Origin of the sequence: Catenovulum sediminis (genome assembly GCF_007289895.1) — a bacterium.
Classification (GTDB): Bacteria; Pseudomonadota; Gammaproteobacteria; order Enterobacterales; family Alteromonadaceae; genus Catenovulum; species Catenovulum sediminis.
This window is the reverse complement of sequence record NZ_CP041660.1, coordinates 1,900,788-1,922,665: the sequence shown is the minus strand read 5'-3', so window position 1 is coordinate 1,922,665 and position 21,878 is coordinate 1,900,788. Positions and strand designations below refer to the sequence as shown.

Genomic DNA, 21,878 nt, shown 5'->3' with positions numbered 1-21,878 from the left:
TTCATCTATTCAAAAGGGTTGTAATGCCAAGTTTGCAGCGCATCATACTAATAGACACTCATTTGCCTGGCGTCGTCGAATTAAAATTAAACGGCCATACGAACATTTGCGGTACAAACGCATCCGGTAAAACGACATTGCAAAGATTAATCCCAGTATTTTATGGTGAATTTCCAAGCCGCGTTGTCCCGGCGACACGAGATAGCTTCGAGCGTTGGTATCTACCCAGAGAATCAAGTTATATCATCTACGAATATCAAAAAGATAATCAACAACTTTGTCAAACTGTCTTAGCATCGACAGGCTCAGGCGTAAATTATCGTTTGGTGGCCAAAGGATTTGAACTGGAAGATTACCTACAAGCGCAACTTAGCGGCGATTACAAAGCCATTCCAATGGTTGAACTAGGACGTAATTTCAAACGAGCCGGCATCAGCCAAAGCAGTCTATTAAATACCAGTCAATATCGAGCAATTATCCAAAACGACAGAAGCCAGTTAAATCAAAGTGCAATGAGTCGTGAATTACTTGCCTACGCACGGCAATTTAGCTTATGTGAAAATGATGGCAATTTGCGCCATATTGAAAAACTGGCAAAAGCAGTACACTCCAAAGAAGGTAAGATGGAAACCATCAAAGCCATGGTGTCAGCTATTTTGGAAGAAGATGGCGTCAGTCCGCCAAAAACCAATCTTAATATCGCTAAAGTCGATCACTGGATTAAAGAATGCCAGCTCATTCAAGGCTTTAATAAAATTAAGCCAGAGTTTCTTCAGCTTGAGCAAAACCATCGCAGTGTAACTCAATATGAAAAACGCTTGAGCCAGTTAAAACAACACTTTGCATTAGATCAGTCGCTCATCAGCAAGGAAATTATCGAGCAGCAAGGCGCCTTAGAAGAGGCTCAGTTGGCGCTGAAAAAGCTCAACTCTGAGTGGACTTACCAACAAGATAAACTCAACCAATTGTTATCTGCAGCGCGCTCTGATATTCAACAACATGAAGCCGACCTTGAACAAGTCGAAATTGCTTTTTTACAATGGCAAGATAAAGATATTGAAGCGATTCAGCATCAACTGACACAATTACCACAATGGCAAAGTGAGTTAGAAACACTGAGCTCTAGATATGCGCTATTAACTGAGCAACACTCAGATATTGAATCTGCTTACAACAAAAGATTGGCACAAATCAGCGAAAAGTATGCTATTGAAATCGAAATTTATCGCGCAGAAAAAGAAGCCAAAAAAGAAATACTGAATGAGCAAAAAAGCACAGAACAACAGCAATTATTAAACCTGCGGCACGATTACCAAGATCAATTGCAAACTATTGAGCGTGAATTCAAAGAGCGTTTGCACGAATTACAAAAACATCAAACTGAGATCAACAGCATATTGCAACATGCTGGCTACAATGCCCAAGAGCAAGAGGAATTAGACCTCTTTGATGCGCAAATACGTGAAGCAGTTGAAGAAGAAGATCTCAGTCGCCAAAGCGTACAACAAGCGGAACAAACACTGAATAAATTGCAACAACAACGCCGCAAAGCGGATGAGCAGCTAAATCAGACACGTAAGCATCAAGACAAACAACAGCATGCACTGAGCCAAATAGAAAAACTCTTGTACCCCGGGCAAAATACTCTAATGGAATTTCTGCGTTTAGAATGTGACAACTGGGAACAAAATTTAGGCAAAATCATTCATCCTAGCTTGCTGCAACGCACAGACCTTAAACCAAGTAAGGTGACACAATCAGACACGAGTGTGTATGGTATCGAACTGGATTTAACAGCGCTAGAATTACCTCAATATGCTGAAGCTGAACAAACCTTAAAAGATAAACAAGCGACAGCACAAGCCGAGCTCAAACAAGCAGAGAAAGATGTTGCACAAGCACAACAAGCGTTGGCTGAAGCAAACGCGCAAGTACAGCAAGCGCAAACGCAACTCAGCCAGCAAAAAAGCGATTGCGAGCACAAGGCTCAACAAAGAAAGCGATACCAGCTAGACAAACAGACTCTGCAACACGAGTTCAAAACCGCTTTAAACGAACGACGCTCGCGCCTGACAAAACAACTGCAGGACAATATTCATGCGCAAAAACGCTTAGAAGCCGAAAAGCAGGCCAGTATAGATAACATCAAAGAGCAAAAAGCAGAAGCTGAGTTAGAACATCAAGCGCACTGGCAGCAACTATTGGCTGATATACAACAACAAATTGAGCAAATTGAGCAGCGTATCCGCCAAAATCAACTCAGCCTGAAACAAGACAAGCAAGAGTGTGAAAGCTGGTTACAAAATGAAATGGCCAAACGAGGTTTAGATGTTGATGAAATCAGTAAGCTCAAAAAAGCCATTCAAAAATTAACACAGGATATTAAATCAACAGAGCAAAAACGCAGCCTAGTAAATGACTACCTGCATTGGTACGACACCGTTTTTAATGGCCATAAAATCAAGTGGCAAACCGCTTTGGCCAAAGCAAAACAACAACATGCAGAGACTGAGCGCAATTTAACCATGGCCAGCCAGCAATACCAGCAAAACCGTAATCAGTTAAAAGAACAACAAAGCTTGGCAGAGCAGGTTTTACGTGAAAACAAACATCATGAAAGTGAGCTGCAATCGATATCCAAAGAACTCAATAAACTTAAACTCCCCTTTGTTGAATTAACTAAAGAAAACAACAAGCTAACCCAAAGAATAAATGAAAGTAGAGAGTTATTGGCCGAACGCGATCGACTCATGGCAGAAATAAAAACACAGTTAGAGCATTTTGATAGTTTAATTGCCGCACAATCCGGTACTGGGTTAGCCGAAATTTGGGACAGATCACGTGAAGAATCCAGTTTTGTCAATCACAAAGGGATAAAGCAAGTAGACAATCATAAACTCGTAAACAAACTGTCCGAACTGTTAAACGTATTTGTGCCCCAAAAACTGCAAGGCTTGTGCGAACAAGGCAAAATATTTGGCACAGGCTTAACCAGCTATTATCAGGTACTTGCTGATATAGATAAACACATATCCAGTCAAAGCAAACGTATCAGTAAAGAGGTCGATGCCGAGCTCTATTTAGATGGAATATCCGACTCTGCCGTTCGCATTCGTTCCAAAATTAGCGATCTGGAATTTTGGCCAGAACTGAAACACTTTCACCAATTATATCTGGATTGGTTAGACAAGGGTGCACATCAACTGCCGTCTGCAGAATATGCCGCCAGCATGCGCCGAGTGTTAGACATTCTAGGTCGCGCCGCTGTCACCGGAGGCATTAGTAAATTATTGGACATTGAACTGCGTATAAAAGAAGGAAATAGTGAACTGGTCATCCGCACTGACAGGCAATTAAACGAATCTTCCAGTCATGGAATGGCCTACCTAATCCTGTGTAAATTTTTGCTGGCGTTCACCCGCTTGCTGCGCGGCCACTCACAAGCGACTATTCACTGGCCAATTGATGAGCTAGGCACCTTACACCAAAGCAATATCAAAAAGATATTTGAAGCATGTGAACATAACAACATCAGTATCGTAGGCGCATTTCCTAACCCAGAATCCGATATCCTAAGCTTGTTTGATAACCGCTATTTAATCGACAAAAAAACGCGCAGATTACAAATTGTACAACCCAGAATCAATGCGATTTCACAACGCTTACAAGCCAAAAAACAAGCTCAGACAGAAAAAGGGGCAGTCGTATGATGACGCAACAAGGCCGTGTGCTGGAAATATTATTATCAGGACATTTTATTTGTCGGGTGAGTGACGAAGAAGCTTTTTTGTATTTACAACACGAAAACCATCTTAATCAGATAGAGCAACAGTTGAATATTTTAAATCGTACACTCTCAAGCGCAGCAGATGGTGAAGTATTTTACGCCAGCTATTTAACGTTACATGACAAAGAACGTACGATTTTAGAACGTCAATTTAAAGAAATCAGCAGTAACTTATTACCGCTAGTTGAGTGGTTATTATTGATTCAAGAAAGCTCTGCTCAAGACACCCCTTTAACCCAAGGTGCAGCCATTCGTTTGAATGAAATACAAAGCACGATTGAAGATACACCCGCTTTTTTAGAGCAGTTAAGTAAGATATCCGCATACCCCTTGTTTGGCTCACTCAGTAAAACAGCGGATGGGCAATTAAAACAAATATTTAAACGCCTGACGGAATTGGGTTATTTGGTTAAACCCAATAGCGAAAAACAAATATATATTGCAACAGGTAAAATCGAATACTTGTATGAAGTACTGCGCTTTATTGACGAAACTGAAGCCTTATCATTGACAGAGCAGGCCGCAGCAGCAATGCAACAGGGTGTTTTATTGTGAAGCAGAACATCACACAAAGTGGACAAAAAATTCTTAGAGCGCTGGGCAGGCACTCTGAGTTAATCATGCAAGCCTATATTGAAGGTACAGTTGATGAAAGCCAACATTCACCTCAAGTATTGGAAAATTTACAACAGTTAGGCCTACTATGGCGACCGGATGCGGAATCTGATTTACGCTTGCGACGCGTTGTGCGGGCAATTTTAGAAGCAGGTTTAAGTGATGAACGAAACCGTCAGGTTGACGCTAATATCGCATCCGCACTCAGCAAACTGTATACACTGGTCGCGCACTATAAAGAGGCATGTGATAAACACAAGTTTATTGAAGCAGAAGCTCATTTAGCCGACTTGACAGAATTAACTTACGCGATGATTGACACGCTTAAACAAGGTGTACGTGGATTGTGGAGTCGCATTCATAAAGAATTTGGTTATGTCGCGTCAATTGATGCCAAAATTAGAGAAAACCAACTGGCTCAGCAACAGGTTACAGATTTACTGACTCAATTGGAAATGTTTGAGTTTGACAAACTCGCACAAGAGGCAGGCAGCAATCGTGATCTACGGCGCTTATTAGTGGTGACCTTGCAGTCTAATTTTTCACTGGTAGCACAAGAGTTGAGCCTAGTCCAAGCCAGATTAATCGAGTTGTTAGGTCGCTTTAGAGAATTCCAAGGCAAAACCCGTTTACTAAAAGGTTTTATTTTACATTTAGAGCAAAAGCCAAATTATCAGCCCGCGCAATACACTCGACATCGTCAAGTGCCCAATTTATTTAATTTGGCAAGCGATCTGTTAAAACCTGCTGCGATTAATGTCAATCAAACAGAACACGAAGCTGAATTGAGTGAAATAGTCGCCCGTATAAAAGCGATTCAACATTTACATAAACCTAAACCCATTATGCCAGCACAGGTTGTTGTGGTAGAAGACAATGAAACCTTAGAGCTGACGGATAATAAAATTAAAAAAGCCGTCGAAGCCTATTTTTGTCATATTATAGATACCGGTGAACGAATCTCAGCGTTAGATTATCATCTACAACATAATTTAGAATTTGATACTGAAGCTTGGCTTTACCAAGTTATAGGCGGTTTTGAAGCCCTATCTGCGAGTGATAAGGCTTACTTTAGTGTTGAAAAATCACTCCGTGACCACCCGCTATACAGTGGCAATAAAATTATCGAAGACGTGCAACTATGGTTTCGCTAATCATGGGTTTAGCTAATCATGCGAGCACAAAAGAAAAGCATCCGGGTTCGCTTGTAATATTTCTAGCGCTTCTTCATACTCGATTTCATCGATACAAGTAATAAGCTGATCAACAATATCAACGGCTTTGATATGATGCCTGAGCTGCTTCAACTCGGGCACTAAATCTTCTGCTTTAGCATCGGATTGACTTAAATAACCGGCTAATTGCTGAAGCAACCCATCTACTGTTTGCTGATCAAATTCACCCGGCTCTACTTCCTGTTCACCAAATCGTTCAATAAATGGTTTCAGTGCCAACAACAAAGCCTTTAGTTTGTGCACCACTACATCCACTAACTCTTCGTAAGGGTCTTTGTTTTCGATGGCAACTTCCAGTTTGTGAGCAAACCGGGCCAACTCATTGGCACCAATGTACGCTGCGTTTGACTTCAACGAGTGCGCTTTAATATGCAATTTATCCAATGCGTGCTGATTGCTTAGCTGCAACATAGCATCCGCCACTGTCAGATTGTCCTGATAAAAGGTCTCGATTAAACTGAGATACAAATTTTCTCTGCCTTGCATCTTCGCGATCGCTTCACTGATATCCAGCATGGGTAAAGCCAGCAACTCTTCAAATTCACTCGCGCGCGTCTCTACCTTGTTTTTGCGCTTCACTTTAGATTTATCAATCCACCTGTGTAACATGGAATATAACTCGTTAGGATCAATCGGTTTTATAATATGAGCATTCATCCCTGCATTTAAGCTTTTTTCTGCATCCCCAACCATCGCATGTGCGGTCATCGCGATGATAGGCAAAACATCAGCTCCTAATATACTTCTGATCTCACGAGTGGCCGTTAAACCATCCATATCAGGCATCTGAATATCCATCAAAACTAAGTCATAATTGTTATGTAACACTTTATCAATTGCCTGAATGCCATTCTCAGCAATATCAATTTGCACGCCCGTTTCTTTTAAAAAGCCAATTGCAACTTGGCGATTTAATTTATTGTCTTCTACCAGCAGGATATTGGCTTCAGATAAATCAATCGTAGTTTCTACCGGTAATTCAGTCACATCATGCTCCGAGCGACTCACATCAACCGGTAAACATTGAATTAACGCATCAAATAACCCCGACTGACTGACCGGCTTTTCTAAAAATGCATCTAACTGCACCTGGTTTTCTGCTGCTTGTTTTTTAGCATCATCTTTATCATACGAAGAGATCATTAAAATGGCCGGCAATGTATCTTTCCCCATTTCTGTTTTTATAATTTGGGATGCCTCAATACCATTCATTTCTGGCATTCGCCAATCCATCACGATTAAATCGAATTGCTGGCCACTATTTTGAGCCGCTTGCACTGCATCAATTGCCTGAATCCCGTTCACGGCTTCAACAATAGAAGCTTTGTATAAAACAAACAAATCTTTCAGAACCGTGCGGGATATCGAATTATCGTCAACAATTAACACCCTTAGCGGCCGTCCATTTATGGTTACGTCTTTGATAGTTTGATTATTGTTGTTGCCCGCACATTCAATTGAAAACCTGAAAGTAGAACCCTGTCCTTTTTTACTTTTGACAGAAATATCGCCGCCCATCAATCCCACCAGCTCTTTGCTGATAGCCAAGCCGAGTCCCGTCCCACCATATTTTCGGGTGACCGACTCATCAGCCTGCGAAAAAGATTTAAATAGCTTAGACAGCTGCGCGTCGTCCATCCCAACACCTGTATCTATGACGGCAAAATCGAGTTGATAGAAACCTTTTTCATGGCGTTTTGCATCGACTAATACATTTACATGTCCCGTCTCTGTAAATTTAATGGCATTGGAGATTAAATTGACCAAAACCTGTTGTAATCTCAGTGGATCACTTTCGATAAACTTGGGCACACTCGGCTTTAAATCCAATATCAATTCAATACCTTTAGAGTGCGCTTTAATGGCACAAATATTAACCGAACGTTCTATTATTTTTTCTAGGTTAAACTGCACTTTTTCAATGTTTAGCTTGCCCGCTTCAACTTTTGAATAGTCTAAAACGTCATTAATGATACCCAGCAAAACATTTGCCGAACTATTAATTTTTGTTAGAAAGTCACGCTGTTCAACAGTCAAATTAGACTTTAGAGCAAGCTGACTTAAGCCAATAACAGCATTCATTGGGGTGCGTATTTCATGGCTCATTTTTGCTAAAAATTCAGACTTAGCCAAGTTAGCACTTTGTGCTTCTTGGCTTGCAATTCTCAGTTGCTCTGTGCGCTGTTCGACTTTTTGCTCTAAACCTTCATGTGCTTCAAATATCGTATTCGCCATAGCGGTAAAGGTGTTGGCCAGTTGACCAATTTCATCCGTGCGATGAACAGGCAACGGGTTGCGGCCCTGATCAACAAAACGAGCGCCTTGTGCCATACCAGCTGATGCATCGATAAACGAATTTACAGGGCGAATCACTTTACTTCGTAAAACTAAAAACAAAGCCCATAACTCAAATATCAATGAACCCAACCCTAAAACCAAAATAAATCGAGCGGCATAAAAAGCGCTGTCAGACAATAAACTTTTCGGAAAAACAGTGACAAACAACCATTCAGTTGCTGGCATTTTAGCGACGGCAATAAAACTATCTGTCATTTTATCCAGTAAAACGGTATAGCGCGCAGTATCTTGCTCAGCCCAATCCAGTATCAGTTGAGTTTGGTTTAGTAACGCTCTGTCTTGTGTTTGAGCAACCGACAAAACACCTTTTTGTTTTAATAAACCGTCGACATGATTTGGGTGGGCGATTAACCTTTGATCTTTACGAATAATAAAATTGTAAGCACCTTCCAACTTGTCATTAAATACACTATTAAATAAATCATTCAGCAAGATATCATGCCCGACATCTAACAAAGTCTGTCCGTTGTAGTCCATAACCGGTGTTTTTAACGTCACCATCCACTCATCCGCTGTTGGGTCATGATATAACCCAGTCCAAATCGGCTTTCGCGAAGGGTTATTTTGTTCGGTTGCGACATACACCCACTCTTCATTTCGAATATCTAAATCAGCCGGTGCCGCTGCAGACCAATGCACCCCCTGCCAATAACCTATCATTGCGCCCTCTGGCGTGGTGATGTAAGTATTGGCAGCCAAATGATTCCAACTCGGGCCATAGCGGGTTAACAACCGAAAAGCGACCACTAAACGCGCTTTTAAATCATCTGACACCGGATGCTCGGCTCGCGGAATAAATGAATTGAACGAATCAACCGGCAAACCACTTGCTAATTCAATTCCATTAAAAAACTCAGATTTAGAACGTGTTGTGCCATCTCCCGGCTGAAAATAAAAATAATCGAAGTTTTTAACTAACTTTTGTTTATCTGCTGTTTGATAGGACTGAATAAATTGATTTTTAAAAATAAGATGGTTTTGTTTGGCCAATTGAAAGATTTCGTTTTCCTTCTCTCCCCTCTCTGCAATATATTTCGCAAGTTTATCAACGGTTTGCTCTTCTAATGTCGAAACTATATGCCAGTAACTCATAATAGACATAATGAAGACAATGGGTGCCACTCGCAGTGTCATCTGCAACAAAGTCGAGCGCGCAAGAGAGCCCTTTATCCTGTTATTGTCCATAGCCTTCATATTTTGATCCTATCGCCCCAAACCAACTCACTTTGTAACTGTCATTTTTTAACTATACTGTAATTTGAGTTTATCACAGCAATCCAACCAGTGTGTAAATAGCAATCTAAATAAACAAGTTCATAAACAAGTATATTGGTTGATATGCGAATACACGGCAGAATGGAATATTATGAATTCACTAAAACCCACTCAAGTTATCGGCAGCATCGTCTATTTTTTAATGTCCGTCCCCCTCAACGCAGCAGAAAATATTGCACAAACAAAGCAATCTGAAACGATTTTTGAGGTGATAGAAGTCAACGCACAAAAAAACCGGCAAAACCCACAAGAAGTATCGGTTTCTTTATCCGCTTTAAGTAATGACGCCATCCAGACACTTGGTTACGATAATGCCGCGCAAATTGCAAATCAAATACCTGGGGTCAATATTAGCGACATTGCAGGCACACCAAACAATATTTTAATTTCAATCCGCGGCGCTTCACAAAATGACTTTGCAGATCACAATGAATCACCAAATGCCGTGTATGTTGACGAGGTTTATATCAGTGCACTGGGGGGAATTGGCAGTCAGCTGTACGATCTCCAACAGATAGAGATTCTGCGCGGCCCACAAGGTACCTTGTTTGGTCGCAATGCAACTGGGGGGTTAGTCCATCTTATTACACAAAAACCAAGTCAAAACTTATCCGGTTATTTAGAAGCCGAAGTTGGCTCATTTAATCGTCAGTTAATTGAAGGGGCAATCGGAGGTGGTAACTCGACGATCGCAGCAAGAATTGCAGGTCAGATACTTAAACAAGATGGCTATATTAAAAACAGAATAGGCGAAGATATGATCAGCGCAGATCGATTGGCTATCCGTGGACAAGTATTAGTGACCCCACATGAGGATTTCAATATTTTATTTGCCACCAGCCTAAACCAAACCAATGACAAACCGGGCTCAACTTACGAACACCGAGCGGCTTATGTGAAAGCGCAAGATCATAATCGCGGACATTATCTGAATGCTCAGGATAACCTGTATGACACTTGTGCAGGCTGCGACATGTTTGGATATAAAGATCCCGACGGTTTTGACGTATGGAGCAGTGATATTGACCGTACTGATAGCAAAACTGAGCGCGATATGTGGCAACATACAATTAAACTGAGCTGGCAAATGCGAGAATTCGAATTCATCAGTTTATCTGATTATCAATCGTTGGAAAAAACTTACGAAGAAGATTGTGATGGTTCACCGAACCCAGTATGTGGGTTTGGTACATATCAAGATTCTAATCAATTTAGCCACGAATTCAGGCTTTCTGAACAGACAGGCGCGTTTAGATGGTTATTAGGTGCCAATTACTTAAAAATAACGGGCGATTATGAAAATCATTTATGGGTTGAAATTGCAGATTATTACCCCTCCAGTGTTTATAGCTTAACGACAGAATCGAAAGCTCTGTTTGGCCAATTAGAATATGACATTCACCACAATCTTGTGTTTACCTTAGGGGCGCGGATAACGAAAGATTCACGTGATATGGCATACACCAATCGATTATTAGCTGAAGGCGATCGGCACTCCCCCGCTAAAAATATCTTATTACAATACGATGACCAGCGAATATTTGATCGCCTAACCGAGCAAACTGAGTGCCAACAAATGGGCGGTCAATACACTGAAGATGAGCTGACTGCGGATTTTGGAGGTATCTGTGACAAAACCGGTATTATTGATAGGTCAAGCGGTGAATCTTTCTGGTCTTATAAAACTGCACTGAATTATCACCCGAAAGACAATATGATGTGGTATGCATCTTATTCACGCGGGGTAAAAGGAGGAGGCTATTCGGCACCATTTGAAGCAATTTTAAAAGTAGAACAACTCCCATACCAGCATGAAATTATTGATAATTACGAAATTGGTTTTAAAAGCTGGCTTGCCAATCACACGCTCAGATTAAACAGTGCGGTTTTTTATGCAGACTATAACGACTATCAGGCGTTTGATTTGCAGGGTTTAACTCAGGTAATTACCAATCAACAGGCTTATTTGCGAGGGACTGAATTTGAAGCACTATGGCTACCTGCTGATAGTTGGTCACTGAATATTGGAATAGCGCTACTCGATGCAAAAATGCAAGATTATATTTTGCCAGATGGCAGCACTATGGATACCAAACTCCCACAAGCACCCGCCTACACTTTCAACGCGATGCTACAAAAGTCTTGGCAAATCAGCCGCGCGGCTGATATCCGCGCCAGTTTGGATTATTCTCTAACCGATGAACAATACTATTCGTTAGCAAACCACCCAACAACTTACGAAAATGGTTATCAAGTGTTCAATGCAAGACTCACATATGAGCAGTACCATGCAGGCTGGAGCGCCTCATTCTGGCTAAAAAATATCAGCAATGAAAAATATGCAACCTATGGCTTTGATGCTTCCGGCGTATTTGGTTATTCATTTTTATCCTACGCACCACCGAGAACGGCAGGCATAAATTTTACCTATCAATTTGGGATTTAATACTCAGAACAGGACAACATCTTATTGACGCTGTTTTTATCATCAATTAACTTAACACAGGGCGTGTTGTATTTACGGTTTTAACGCACCGCTTAATTTAATAAGTTTAAAAGGAAGCCGGATCATGAATGTTAATCCACGGAATACCGCAATATCATACTTTGTCTCATTGGATATGCTTACCAATACATTTTTTAATGAAGGGCGGTTAGCATTAATTAATGCATCTAAAACCCACACACTGACTTCATTTAAAATTTGGTACAAAAATAAATGGCGTAATACAGAAGTCAGAGCAAACCCAAATAATGTGTATTTAAAACCGAATGAACAAATGTCGATCAGTTTTTTATGTGACTTTGAAACAAGAGTCAAATACCTTGCCACTTTTGTCGATCCGAATCGTCCGCATACAGGATTAATCGAACAAAAAGGTGAAGCCATGCTATGCGAATTAAAGTCATTCTCCATCAACACTCAATAAAAAATAAAAAATAAAAACAAGGAGCATTAAGTGGCCAGCCAACACAGCAAACATTTGTTGAATTTTCCAGATATGCGTAACGAAAAACTCCCCATCAACCTGGGCAAACCGGGACAATTTACCTGGCGTGACTATTTGCTTATGTTGCTCGATATTGATGCAGGTATCGAGCATGCACTGATGGTGCAGTATCTATATGCGGCATACTCATTGGGCGGGCCACAAGTACCACCAGACAAAAGAGAGATGGTACGGCGTTGGCAGCAAACCATTCTCAGCATCGCCAAAGAAGAAATGGGCCACTTAATTACAGTACAAAACGCGATAACCCTGATGGGCGGTGTTATCAGCATGGAACGCAATGACTATCCGTGGGATCATGAGTTTTATCCATTTCCTTTTGAACTCGAGCCCCTCACGCTTAATTCACTGGCCAAATATGTTTATGCAGAAGCCCCCGAAGAGTGGAATGAAGCACACTATTGCCGAGAAATTTGTGACAAATTGCAGCACGGGCCCACGCCCCCAAAAGATAAAGTTAAATCCGTTGGAGCATTATTTAAGACAATTCTGGCAATCTTAAAAGATCCCAACCGTATTACGGAAGACGATTTTCATCCTGAGACATACGCCTATCAAGCAGAATGGGCAGCATGGTCTTGTAATCATGGTATGCCCAGTGGCGAACAAGCGTCAAACCAATTACAAGGCAGTAAAAGCAAAACGGTAAAAACCTGCCCAACAACGGCAGATGTCATTATTGTTCCGGTCGCCACACGAGATGACATGATAGAAGCATTAGAGCAAGTCGCAGAACAAGGTGAAGCGCCTAAATCCGCGACTGAAGAATCTCACTTTCACCGCTTTTTAAAAATTTACCAAGAATATAAACAACACTTTCCAGAAAACAGCCCGATAAAACCCTACAAAGCACTGCCCGTCAACCCGACAACCTTTGATCATATTCAACAACAAAGTGGCGATTTATCTGGCACTAGTACCCAGATAACACATCCGATTAGTATTAAGTGGGCCAACTTATTCGATTTGCGCTATCGCCTTTTATTAACTTTTTTAACCCACACATTTCGTCTAGCTCGAGGTGTAAATGCCAACAATGGAGCGGGTAATTATCAGGCCGTCATGCACAATGCCTTTAAAGAAATGTATAATCTGAAAAGCATTTCAGATATTCTTACGCGTAGTCCGCTGCATACAGGCATGGATAATGAAGACACGTTCAGACCCGCCGGCCCTACATTTCAAATGCCATACAGTTTAGAGTTGCCCGCCAGTGAACTTAGTTGCTGGTTACAATATCGCGATATTTTTGCCGCGTGCAAAGAAATTAGAGCTTGGTTGTTCGACTGGCTCGACGAAAAAGATCAACAACAAATAAATTATCTACATGCGATGGAAAATATAGACAACGAAACCTTGCATTGGCTGGATACCGTCATAGAAGCACACAAATTAGCACGGAGCATGCGTTCATGAAATTAAATAAAATTGTTATTCTGCCGGCGATGGCAATTGCTCGGATGGGCTCTTCCGAAAAACCATTAGATAACTATGAAATAAAGCATGATCCCAAAGCACCGCTCGATTTTCGTAAAATAAAACGTGCTGAAACCTTTATTGTAGATACTCAAACAGGTGAAATAACAGAAACGCTGCCTGCATCAGACGAACCACCAAACTTTAAAGACAATAATAAAATAAGGCCCGTTGCTCCGTTTCTCGAAGTCTTTGCGGTTATCGAAGAAAATGGAGAAGAAAAGCTATCCCCGCTTGATACGCACCTGCTAAAACACTTTTCACTAGCGGTAAAGTGGCATGTTAAAGCTGGCAATTATAAAGTATACCGCCGAACGACAGATGAAAATGACAAAGTAACCGCCGAATTAACCGATATTAGCGATCATAAACAATACGCATTAAATGGCTACAGCCCACATTTCATTAAGGATGAAAATGGTCTGCCCAAATCAATACCTTTCGGCAAAATTCAATTTATCAAACCAAACAAAACACACCCAGAAATAAGACTTAGATACACACCTGGTAAAGGTTTAGTATACGGTAGCACACCGACAAAAGAGCTACCGAATGTTTTTCAACCGCAAGAAATGGGGGGGGTTGCTTATTCAGGCATTGAAATCCCACCCGAACGCATCGTATACGACAGTGAAAAAGGATTGTGGAACGGAAAATATACAGACAACGACTCAACATTAAACACACTGGCACAAGGCTTGTATGCTGCTTACGGAAAAGCACCTTACTTTAATTATTATCAAGAACCACAACCTGCTCGTGGTTATTTAGATGATGCATGTGATGGCATCATTACGATAGAGCTGACTGATCAAGCAGGTCATGTCGCTTACTCTGCGAAAGCCCGCTTTTGCTCGTCACCGCCAATATTTGCACCTGATTCCGAGTTTGTGCGCACGGTACAAGATGATTTAGAGCAAGTGTTATTAGGTCCGGATATTGAAAACCAGCAAAGTGCGGCTTTGTCATTAGCGCAGGACATAGTGCGCCGCGCCTATGAAACCGTCCGATTTATGAATCTATCTGTATTAAATGGCGATCCAGTTAAAGGACGACCAAACCACGCGGATACTATGGTTGGAAACGACTCTGAAGATCTCGGTCGTGCTTTTCAACCCATCATGGCACCTCACTCACTTGATACTTTATCAATTACCGCATTACATCAACAACTCTATACTGCGATGGAAGCAGGTATACCGCCTTGGTTTTATGATTTGTTACGCAAACCCGATGAAGTAGCCGATTTAACAGACAAAGGACGACGCAAGATGCCTGCCATGATGTCGGGTGCCGATGCTCGTTATTTAGCGCTAACCTACCGGCAAATAGACTTAATCAAAAATGCCGGTAAAGACGCTATGTTCGGTGATTTCCCTGTTGAAAATACAGGCCAATTAACCCCCAAAAACTTAACCGCACATCTGCACTATCGCGGACAAAGCAACCCGCCAAACACGCATATAAATTCATCGGTTGGTAACTGTTGTCCCGGTTTAGAATTTGACTTTCGAAGTGTCTGGAAACGCGCTTTTGTTGGTATCACATTAGTAGAACATGATAATTATGTTTTACAAGCCGACGCTGAATATGCGGATCTACAAGGTCGCCGGCTATTGAGTTTTGACATTGAAAAAGATGGCGAAATCACAAATTGGCCTGTTGTCGTACAAGCAATTGGCCCTTCAGCGGATGGAACCAGCACCGAACCCTTAAGAACAGATGATAATCCAGATGGTGTGGTCAGCTTAGAATGGTCAAATACACTGGCTTATATCTGGAAACATGCCGGTCAAAAACTAAAGTGTTACTTTACGAAAGAAAAAATGCTGAATAAGCAAGTACTCGCTAACTTACCAGCAGATCAAATCATAACTAAAGAACTGGAAGTTAGGAATTTTTTCGAGGAAGGTTCGACCCTTATTAACGAAGCATTAGCAGAACCGGGAGAACTCACCCAAGGGTTATGCTCTCCCTGGCAAAATGATTTTCGCGAATGTGTATGTTATTACTGGGCTTCCAGTCGACCTGATTACGTCAATGTCGAACCTGCTCCCAATGGTGGGAGTCAAGGTGACAACTGGATGCAGAAAAAGCGAACCGGTCAATATGTTGTCGACGATTATAAAGACAACCGCTTAATTAACTATCAAGATCTGTTTATGGATTGGGAAGCGTTACTTAAATTTCAAATTGGCGGGCGTGACGCCGAATAATAAAAATAAAAGAGTCAAGCATGTCTAATGTACCGATTAAGTTTTATCCCAAAACGCAAAACAGCAGTGCAGGTGAAAGTTATATGCAGCTTTCAGCACCACAGTCCAGTCACTTACATACATGGCAAAGCCACAATAAAAATCATTTATTTGTGGTTAATGGCAGTCAGCTATTTGATATTGACCAACAGCTATACCATGCGTTGCAAAACGCAGTGCGACAGGGCCAAGAGACACAATTATTCAATCAATTAGGTCTGCACAAAAGCGTTTTTATTGATGACCAACCAGTTCAATCTCCGCCACTAAAAGCTTTATCTTTGGCAATCGCACAAAAATGTAATTTAGGTTGCACATATTGTTATGCCCAACAAGGCGATTTTGGTGGAAGTGCAAAAAATATGACTTTGTTAACCGCGAAAAAAGCAGTTGATCGCTTGTTGGCAAATAGCAGTCAAGGCGAAAAACTCAACTTAGCCTTTATGGGCGGAGAACCATTGGCAAACCGTCAGGTCTTGTACGCAACAACACAGTATGCGAACCGTCGGGCTAAAGAAAAAGGTGTTTGCTTTAGTTTTGCTGTTACCACAAACGGCACACTGTTAACCGCAGCAGATGCCGCCTTTTTTGAACAGTATGGCTTTGCGGTCACATTGAGTTTAGATGGTACCGAACAAACCCATAACAGCCTGCGCCCGCTTAAAAGTGGGAAGGGCAGTTTTGCCCTTATTATAAAAAATGTACAACCGCTACTTAACATACAAAACAAAATGCAGGTTTCGGTACGTGTCACTGTCACCCCCAGAAACCTGCAGCTAAAAGAATATTTAGATGACTTCCTAGCATTAGGGTTTCATTCAGTCGGATTTTCTCCCATGTTGAAGTCTCCGACCGGACAAGATGAAATGCATACTGCTGAACTTCAATATATGCTCAGTCAAATGATTGAATGCGGCGACGCTTTTGTCGAAAAAACACTCGCCGGTGAAAGATATGCATTTGCCAACATATTAAATGCAATGAAAGAAATATCTAAAGGTACGCACAGGCCTTACCCTTGCGGCGCTGGTGCCGGTTACTTAGGGGTATCAGCTGAGGGGAATTTATTTGCCTGCCACCGCTTTGTCGATGAACCACAAGCCGCGATGGGTGAACTTGAATTGGGCGTTGATATTCTGCAGCAAAACAAGTGGCTACAACAACGCCATGTGCATCAACAATCCCCTTGCAATACTTGCTGGGCAAGATATCAATGTGGCGGAGGGTGCCACCATGAAGTACTAAACGGTGAACGTGTTGCCTGTGATTTTGTGCGTGGTTGGCTACAGTACTGTATGGAAGTTTACGTTAAATTAAGCAGCGTTAAAGCCGAACGTTTAATATGACAGTGCAAAACCAAAATTTTGATATTGTGGTAGTCGGCGCAGGACCAGCTGGCTCGGTATGCGCTGCGCAACTGCAAAAATATGGCCATCGAGTTTGTGTTATCGACAGTCAAAAATTTCCAAGAGAACATATTGGCGAGTCATTGAGCCCGGGTATCTGGCACCATATGCAAACACTTGGCTTAACAGAAGCGCTTCAGGCAAGTAAAAAATTTATCTGCCAGTCAATCGAAATTCACTGGCCCGGCAGCAAAATACAACGGCGCGAGCTGGCAGGAAAACCGGGGATCATCATAAAACGCTCAGATTTCGATTATTTATTGTTAAATCATGCTGTCGCTGCCGGTGTGCAATTAAAGTTAGAGCATAGATTATTATCTCAAGCGAAATTAACGGATTCCTGCTGGTCACTGACGGTCTTGCATCAATCCCAAACGCAACAAATCAATTGCAAATGGCTAATTGATGCGAGTGGACGTGCCCGAGCTTGCCGCGGAACAGTGCAAAAAAATACGCGCAAAACCTTATGCCTCGTAAGCTACTTACCCTTTAACGAAAACGCAGTGCCCTTTATCAAAGCTTTCTCGCATGGTTGGCTGTGGGGTATGGCATTACCTGATAAGCGCTTCAACCTGATGCTATTTGTTGATGCAAGTTACTATCAAAAACATATCGCTACGCAGCAAAAAAATTACTTCTCACGCGTGGTAAATGATTTATTGCTCGATTTAGCTAAGACACAACCGGCACTTAAACAACTGATATGTAATCTGCAGGCAATCAAAAAAATATCTGTCGTAGATGCGACAAGTTACTACAGCACGCAGGCAATATCCGACCAACTGATAATGATTGGTGAAAGCGCATTAGCTTTAGACCCTTTATCTTCATCTGGTGTGGAAAAAGCCTTACAAACCTCAATATCGGCAGCCATTGTGGTTAATACTTTACTTAAAAAGCCACACAATACCCAACTGGCAAAAGACTATTATCAACAACTGATCACCCAATCCGCTCGGCAACATCAACAATGGGCAGACGATTTTTATGCACAAGGCGCGCCTTACTTTCAAACTGGATTTTGGCAACGTGATGCTGACAACAGAGTCAAAGTAAAACAATTACCTAAAAAATCAGATAACATAGATAACATAGATAACATAGATAAAAACAGGTTAGAGCCTGAAAGAATTACCGCGAATAGTATGTTAATTAAATCAACGAAAATCCGATATATACAAACCGCGGCGCTCACCGGTCAGTTTATTGAGGCAGTAGATGCAATCCAACACCCCAATTTTACCCAAGCATTTAGTTTTATAGCCGATTTTGCGATCGCTTCATTCTTAAAAAAATTACCTGATCAAGCGCTTGCTGCCGCACAATTGTACGCTCAACTCTCTATACATACAGTACCAGATAAAGCAAAGTACATTCTCAACTGGTTGATACAAAATGAATTACTGGTAACAGTTAATGAAACGCATGCAGGCAAATATCAAGGCTAAAGAATAACCTCACAAGACAAAATGTAGCGACCCGTGGCATTCAGTAAAAAAGTTACTGTTAATCAACTGTCTTATTTTGCAATTTTATCCAATACTCTTTTCTATCCAGCGGTGTATTCTTCGGCAAATAAGGATTTTCCAATTCGATGATTCGACTATCACGCCATTTTTCCAGCGGAAAAATGGCGCGTGTTAGAGCATGCTCTTGTAATAATTGTTGGTAACTACCATCCGCAATCGCCATTTTTAAGCCAATTTCCAAATAATCAGCCAGTGCTTTATTGCCTTTTTTGACAAACAGATACGCCGGTAAAGGATAGTAGAACAAGATCTGATCCATTAACTCAACATTCAGACCCTGTTTGCGCAAGTTAGCAACCTCAAAATGCCCTTCAAAAAGCCCCCTTGGAAATAATAAACAACGATCTTTGTCCAGCATTTTAACGATAAACTCATAGTGGCTGACACGTACAACATTAAAGTTATTATGTTCCAATATATCTGAGTCAGCCCAAATACTGCCCTGACATACAGGTAACTGTTTTAACTCTTCAAGCGATGCGTTTTTAAGCATGGCCAAATTTTTTGATTTAACAATCGACAAACGGTAGCCCAATAAACCTGAGAATAAAGGAATGCGAACAGGTAAAAATTTTTCTTCTAACGCGATACTTGTACCAAAGTAAGTCACATCAAAAATACCGCGCTCTAAGTAGCTTTCAAAACTCAATAATTGCCTTTCTTCCAAAGGTACAAATTTGAGGCGATGTTTAACAAAATGCGTTTTATTGGCTTTACGTACTGCCAAATTAACCACATCAACTAAAAATCGCTCTCCCATCTGGTTTTGCGAGCTAGGCTGCATCACTTTAATAAATTTATCTTGCGCGAGACTTGGCTTAGTCAAGATAAGCGCGACTGCCAGAGCAACTATCCAAGCAAGTGGTACATGGTGTGAAAACAGCAATAGTCGAAGCATATAAGGTGTGTCATTAGTTAGTCTTTTTACAAGCTTAGGTTAGAAGTATTAAATCAGCAAAATACAAAAAAAACGAAAATTGTTTAAAAACCAAACAAACTTTGATTGACTCCAGCTATAAACCCTGTACTATAACCGTCAGCTAGAAAGTATGTCTTACCTTAAAAAATCTTCACTTCGTTGTTTTATTTATAAATCACCGTCCTGATGTTTCTAAGTTTCAGTCTATTTCCACGCTAGAGAAGCCTCTTGAGGCAACACAATTTAATTTTAAAATTTCAGGATATATATTATGTCTAATACAGTTAAAGGCACAGTTAAGTGGTTCAACGAATCTAAAGGTTTTGGTTTCATCGAGCAAGAGTCTGGCCCAGATGTTTTCGCACATTTCAGTGCTATCGTAAGCGACGGTTTCAAAACTTTAGCTGAAGGCCAACAAGTTCAATTCCAAGTAGCTCAAGGTCCTAAAGGTCCACAAGCTGAAAATATCCAAGCTATCTAATTTTAAATTAGTAGTTTGAATATCTAAAAGGCAATTCTTTTGAATTGCCTTTTTTGTTTCCGCCTTCCCCATCTTCTACTAGCCCAACTTGTCACAATTGTGTTACATTCCACACATTTAACAAACATCCAAGATATACCAACTTTTTGACTGTTTAACAAAACACAGCCTACTTTCCTATTTGGTGCGCGCAATAATGTTTAGCAAAATTAAAATAGACAAACACAAGAAGACAAATGCATTTGATGTTTTAACCTTTTTGCTCGCAATTTTAACAGCTTGCATCATGCTCTGGTATCAATTGGGTATGAATCGTGATTTAGTCATTGATGCCAACAATGCAACCGCTCGCGTGGAAAGTGATATGAATGAAGGCGGTCAATCGCGTGTGAGCTTTGTAAAGGATAACGCGTTAATAATGCGCTGTACCATTCGTCGCAGTCAAACCTACCAATATCCATATTGTAACCTGATCGTTGAGTTGACAGAAAAGCCGGGGCTTGATCTGACAAAATACAATCAGCTATTTGTCACTATGCAATATCAATCAACCGCCCCAGATAAGATACGTATTTATTTAAACCATGTTTTTGACAACCAGCAAACTACAACCACCTATCCTTTTAAAATGAATTTATATCGCTTTAACGCCGAAAACAAAATTGCCACTTATCGTATTCAGCTAAGTGATTTTGTTGTTCCATTTTGGTGGATTTGTGCCAATAAAGTGGACAGCGCGCACAGTGAATTTTCAAATGTTAAAAACATCATGTTTTCGACCGGTGAATCGACCAAACCGCGTGATACAGAGATAAAAATATTCAAAATAGCGCTTAGAGGTAAGTGGATTGAAGAAAGTAATTTGTATCAGGGGTTATTATATATATGGATCGTTTGGATCGTCAGTGGTCTAAGCTGGAAAATATATCAACTGGCCAATGAGCAGAGGCAATTACAAAAACACTCTCGCAACTTGTTAAAGAAAAATAAAGCACTCGATAACAAAAGTAGAGTATTACAAGAGCAAGCGCATCATGACCAACTAACAGGTTTATACAATCGCAGTGGCTTGTACAATGCACTAGATAACCTAGCTAACAACCAATTTTCATTACTCATTTTAGATATAGATCATTTTAAATCCATTAATGACGAACTAGGCCATGATGTCGGTGACAGTGTGTTAAAACAGCTCGCTTCAGTATTAAAAACTCGTTGTCGAGAATCCGACTTGGTTGTCCGCTGGGGAGGAGAAGAGTTTTTAATCTTATGCAGAAACACAGATATACACCAAGCAGAATTATTAGCAAACAAGTTGCGACTAGAGATTAGTCAAACCCAATTTACCATTGGCCGTCGTATTACCTGCAGCATCGGGGTGGCAGAGAAAACAACGCAAAGTTTTGATGAGCTTTTCAAACAAGCTGACTTAGCTCTGTATCAATCCAAAAAAACGGGTCGCAACAAAGTGACGGTGTATCAATCTTAAAGCCATTGACCTTGCCTATAATAAATACGTCGAAGCGCAAAA

At 41.0% G+C, this 21,878-nt stretch carries 13 protein-coding genes; 11 read left to right on the top strand and 2 right to left on the bottom strand.

Annotated features, from left to right (window positions below):
- The first annotated feature begins 23 nt into the window (after positions 1–23).
- Genes FNT16_RS07750 through FNT16_RS07740 form a run of 3 tightly spaced genes read left to right on the top strand, consistent with a single transcriptional unit; the run spans position 24 to position 5,556 of the window.
- Complete coding sequence (locus FNT16_RS07750) at positions 24–3,710, top strand: ATP-binding protein (protein ID WP_143871052.1); 3,687 nt, start codon at positions 24–26, stop codon at positions 3,708–3,710.
- Positions 3,707–4,342 carry a condensin complex protein MksE gene (locus FNT16_RS07745; RefSeq protein WP_143871051.1) on the top strand — a complete coding sequence of 212 codons (636 nt, stop codon included), beginning with the start codon at positions 3,707–3,709 and terminating at the stop codon, positions 4,340–4,342. The genes FNT16_RS07750 and FNT16_RS07745 overlap by 4 nt, the downstream gene beginning before the upstream one ends.
- Complete coding sequence (locus FNT16_RS07740; RefSeq protein ID WP_143871050.1) at positions 4,339–5,556, top strand: phosphoenolpyruvate carboxylase; 1,218 nt, start codon at positions 4,339–4,341, stop codon at positions 5,554–5,556. The genes FNT16_RS07745 and FNT16_RS07740 overlap by 4 nt, the downstream gene beginning before the upstream one ends.
- A gap of 12 nt (positions 5,557–5,568) precedes the next feature.
- Here the strand turns inward: FNT16_RS07740 and FNT16_RS07735 are convergent, their stop codons facing one another.
- The gene (locus tag FNT16_RS07735; protein ID WP_143871049.1) at positions 5,569–9,189 is read right to left on the bottom strand and encodes a hybrid sensor histidine kinase/response regulator; all 3,621 of its coding nucleotides are present in this window, start codon (positions 9,187–9,189) and stop codon (positions 5,569–5,571) included.
- Positions 9,190–9,361: 172 nt separating this feature from the next.
- On the opposite strand from FNT16_RS07735, the gene FNT16_RS07730 reads away from it, so the two are divergent.
- From FNT16_RS07730 to qhpG, 6 genes are all read left to right on the top strand, one after another.
- Positions 9,362–11,716, top strand: coding sequence for a TonB-dependent receptor (locus tag FNT16_RS07730; RefSeq protein ID WP_143871048.1), 2,355 nt, complete (start codon positions 9,362–9,364; stop codon positions 11,714–11,716).
- 124 nt (positions 11,717–11,840) lie between these two features.
- Complete coding sequence (locus FNT16_RS07725; RefSeq protein ID WP_143871047.1) at positions 11,841–12,200, top strand: hypothetical protein; 360 nt, start codon at positions 11,841–11,843, stop codon at positions 12,198–12,200.
- 30 nt (positions 12,201–12,230) lie between these two features.
- Positions 12,231–13,697 (top strand): ferritin-like domain-containing protein, encoded by a 1,467-nt coding sequence (locus FNT16_RS07720; RefSeq protein ID WP_143871046.1) that lies wholly within the window; start codon positions 12,231–12,233, stop codon positions 13,695–13,697.
- Complete coding sequence (locus FNT16_RS20550; protein ID WP_221935073.1) at positions 13,694–15,973, top strand: hypothetical protein; 2,280 nt, start codon at positions 13,694–13,696, stop codon at positions 15,971–15,973. Before FNT16_RS07720 ends, FNT16_RS20550 begins: the two co-directional genes overlap by 4 nt.
- A gap of 20 nt (positions 15,974–15,993) precedes the next feature.
- The gene (locus tag FNT16_RS07710) at positions 15,994–17,358 is read left to right on the top strand and encodes a radical SAM/SPASM domain-containing protein (RefSeq protein WP_221935072.1); all 1,365 of its coding nucleotides are present in this window, start codon (positions 15,994–15,996) and stop codon (positions 17,356–17,358) included.
- Positions 17,355–18,866, top strand: a complete 1,512-nt coding sequence (gene qhpG, locus FNT16_RS07705; RefSeq protein WP_143871045.1) for a flavin-dependent monooxygenase QhpG — start codon at positions 17,355–17,357, stop codon at positions 18,864–18,866. Before FNT16_RS07710 ends, qhpG begins: the two co-directional genes overlap by 4 nt.
- 58 nt (positions 18,867–18,924) lie before the next feature.
- Here the strand turns inward: qhpG and FNT16_RS07700 are convergent, their stop codons facing one another.
- Positions 18,925–19,845 (bottom strand): substrate-binding periplasmic protein, encoded by a 921-nt coding sequence (locus FNT16_RS07700; RefSeq protein WP_143871044.1) that lies wholly within the window; start codon positions 19,843–19,845, stop codon positions 18,925–18,927.
- A 292-nt stretch (positions 19,846–20,137) separates the two neighbouring features.
- Between FNT16_RS07700 and FNT16_RS07695 the strand changes: the two genes are divergently transcribed.
- Positions 20,138–20,347 carry a cold-shock protein gene (locus FNT16_RS07695; RefSeq protein WP_143871043.1) on the top strand — a complete coding sequence of 70 codons (210 nt, stop codon included), beginning with the start codon at positions 20,138–20,140 and terminating at the stop codon, positions 20,345–20,347.
- 196 nt (positions 20,348–20,543) lie between these two features.
- Positions 20,544–21,836 (top strand): GGDEF domain-containing protein, encoded by a 1,293-nt coding sequence (locus FNT16_RS07690; protein WP_143871042.1) that lies wholly within the window; start codon positions 20,544–20,546, stop codon positions 21,834–21,836.
- Positions 21,837–21,878 lie beyond the last annotated feature (42 nt).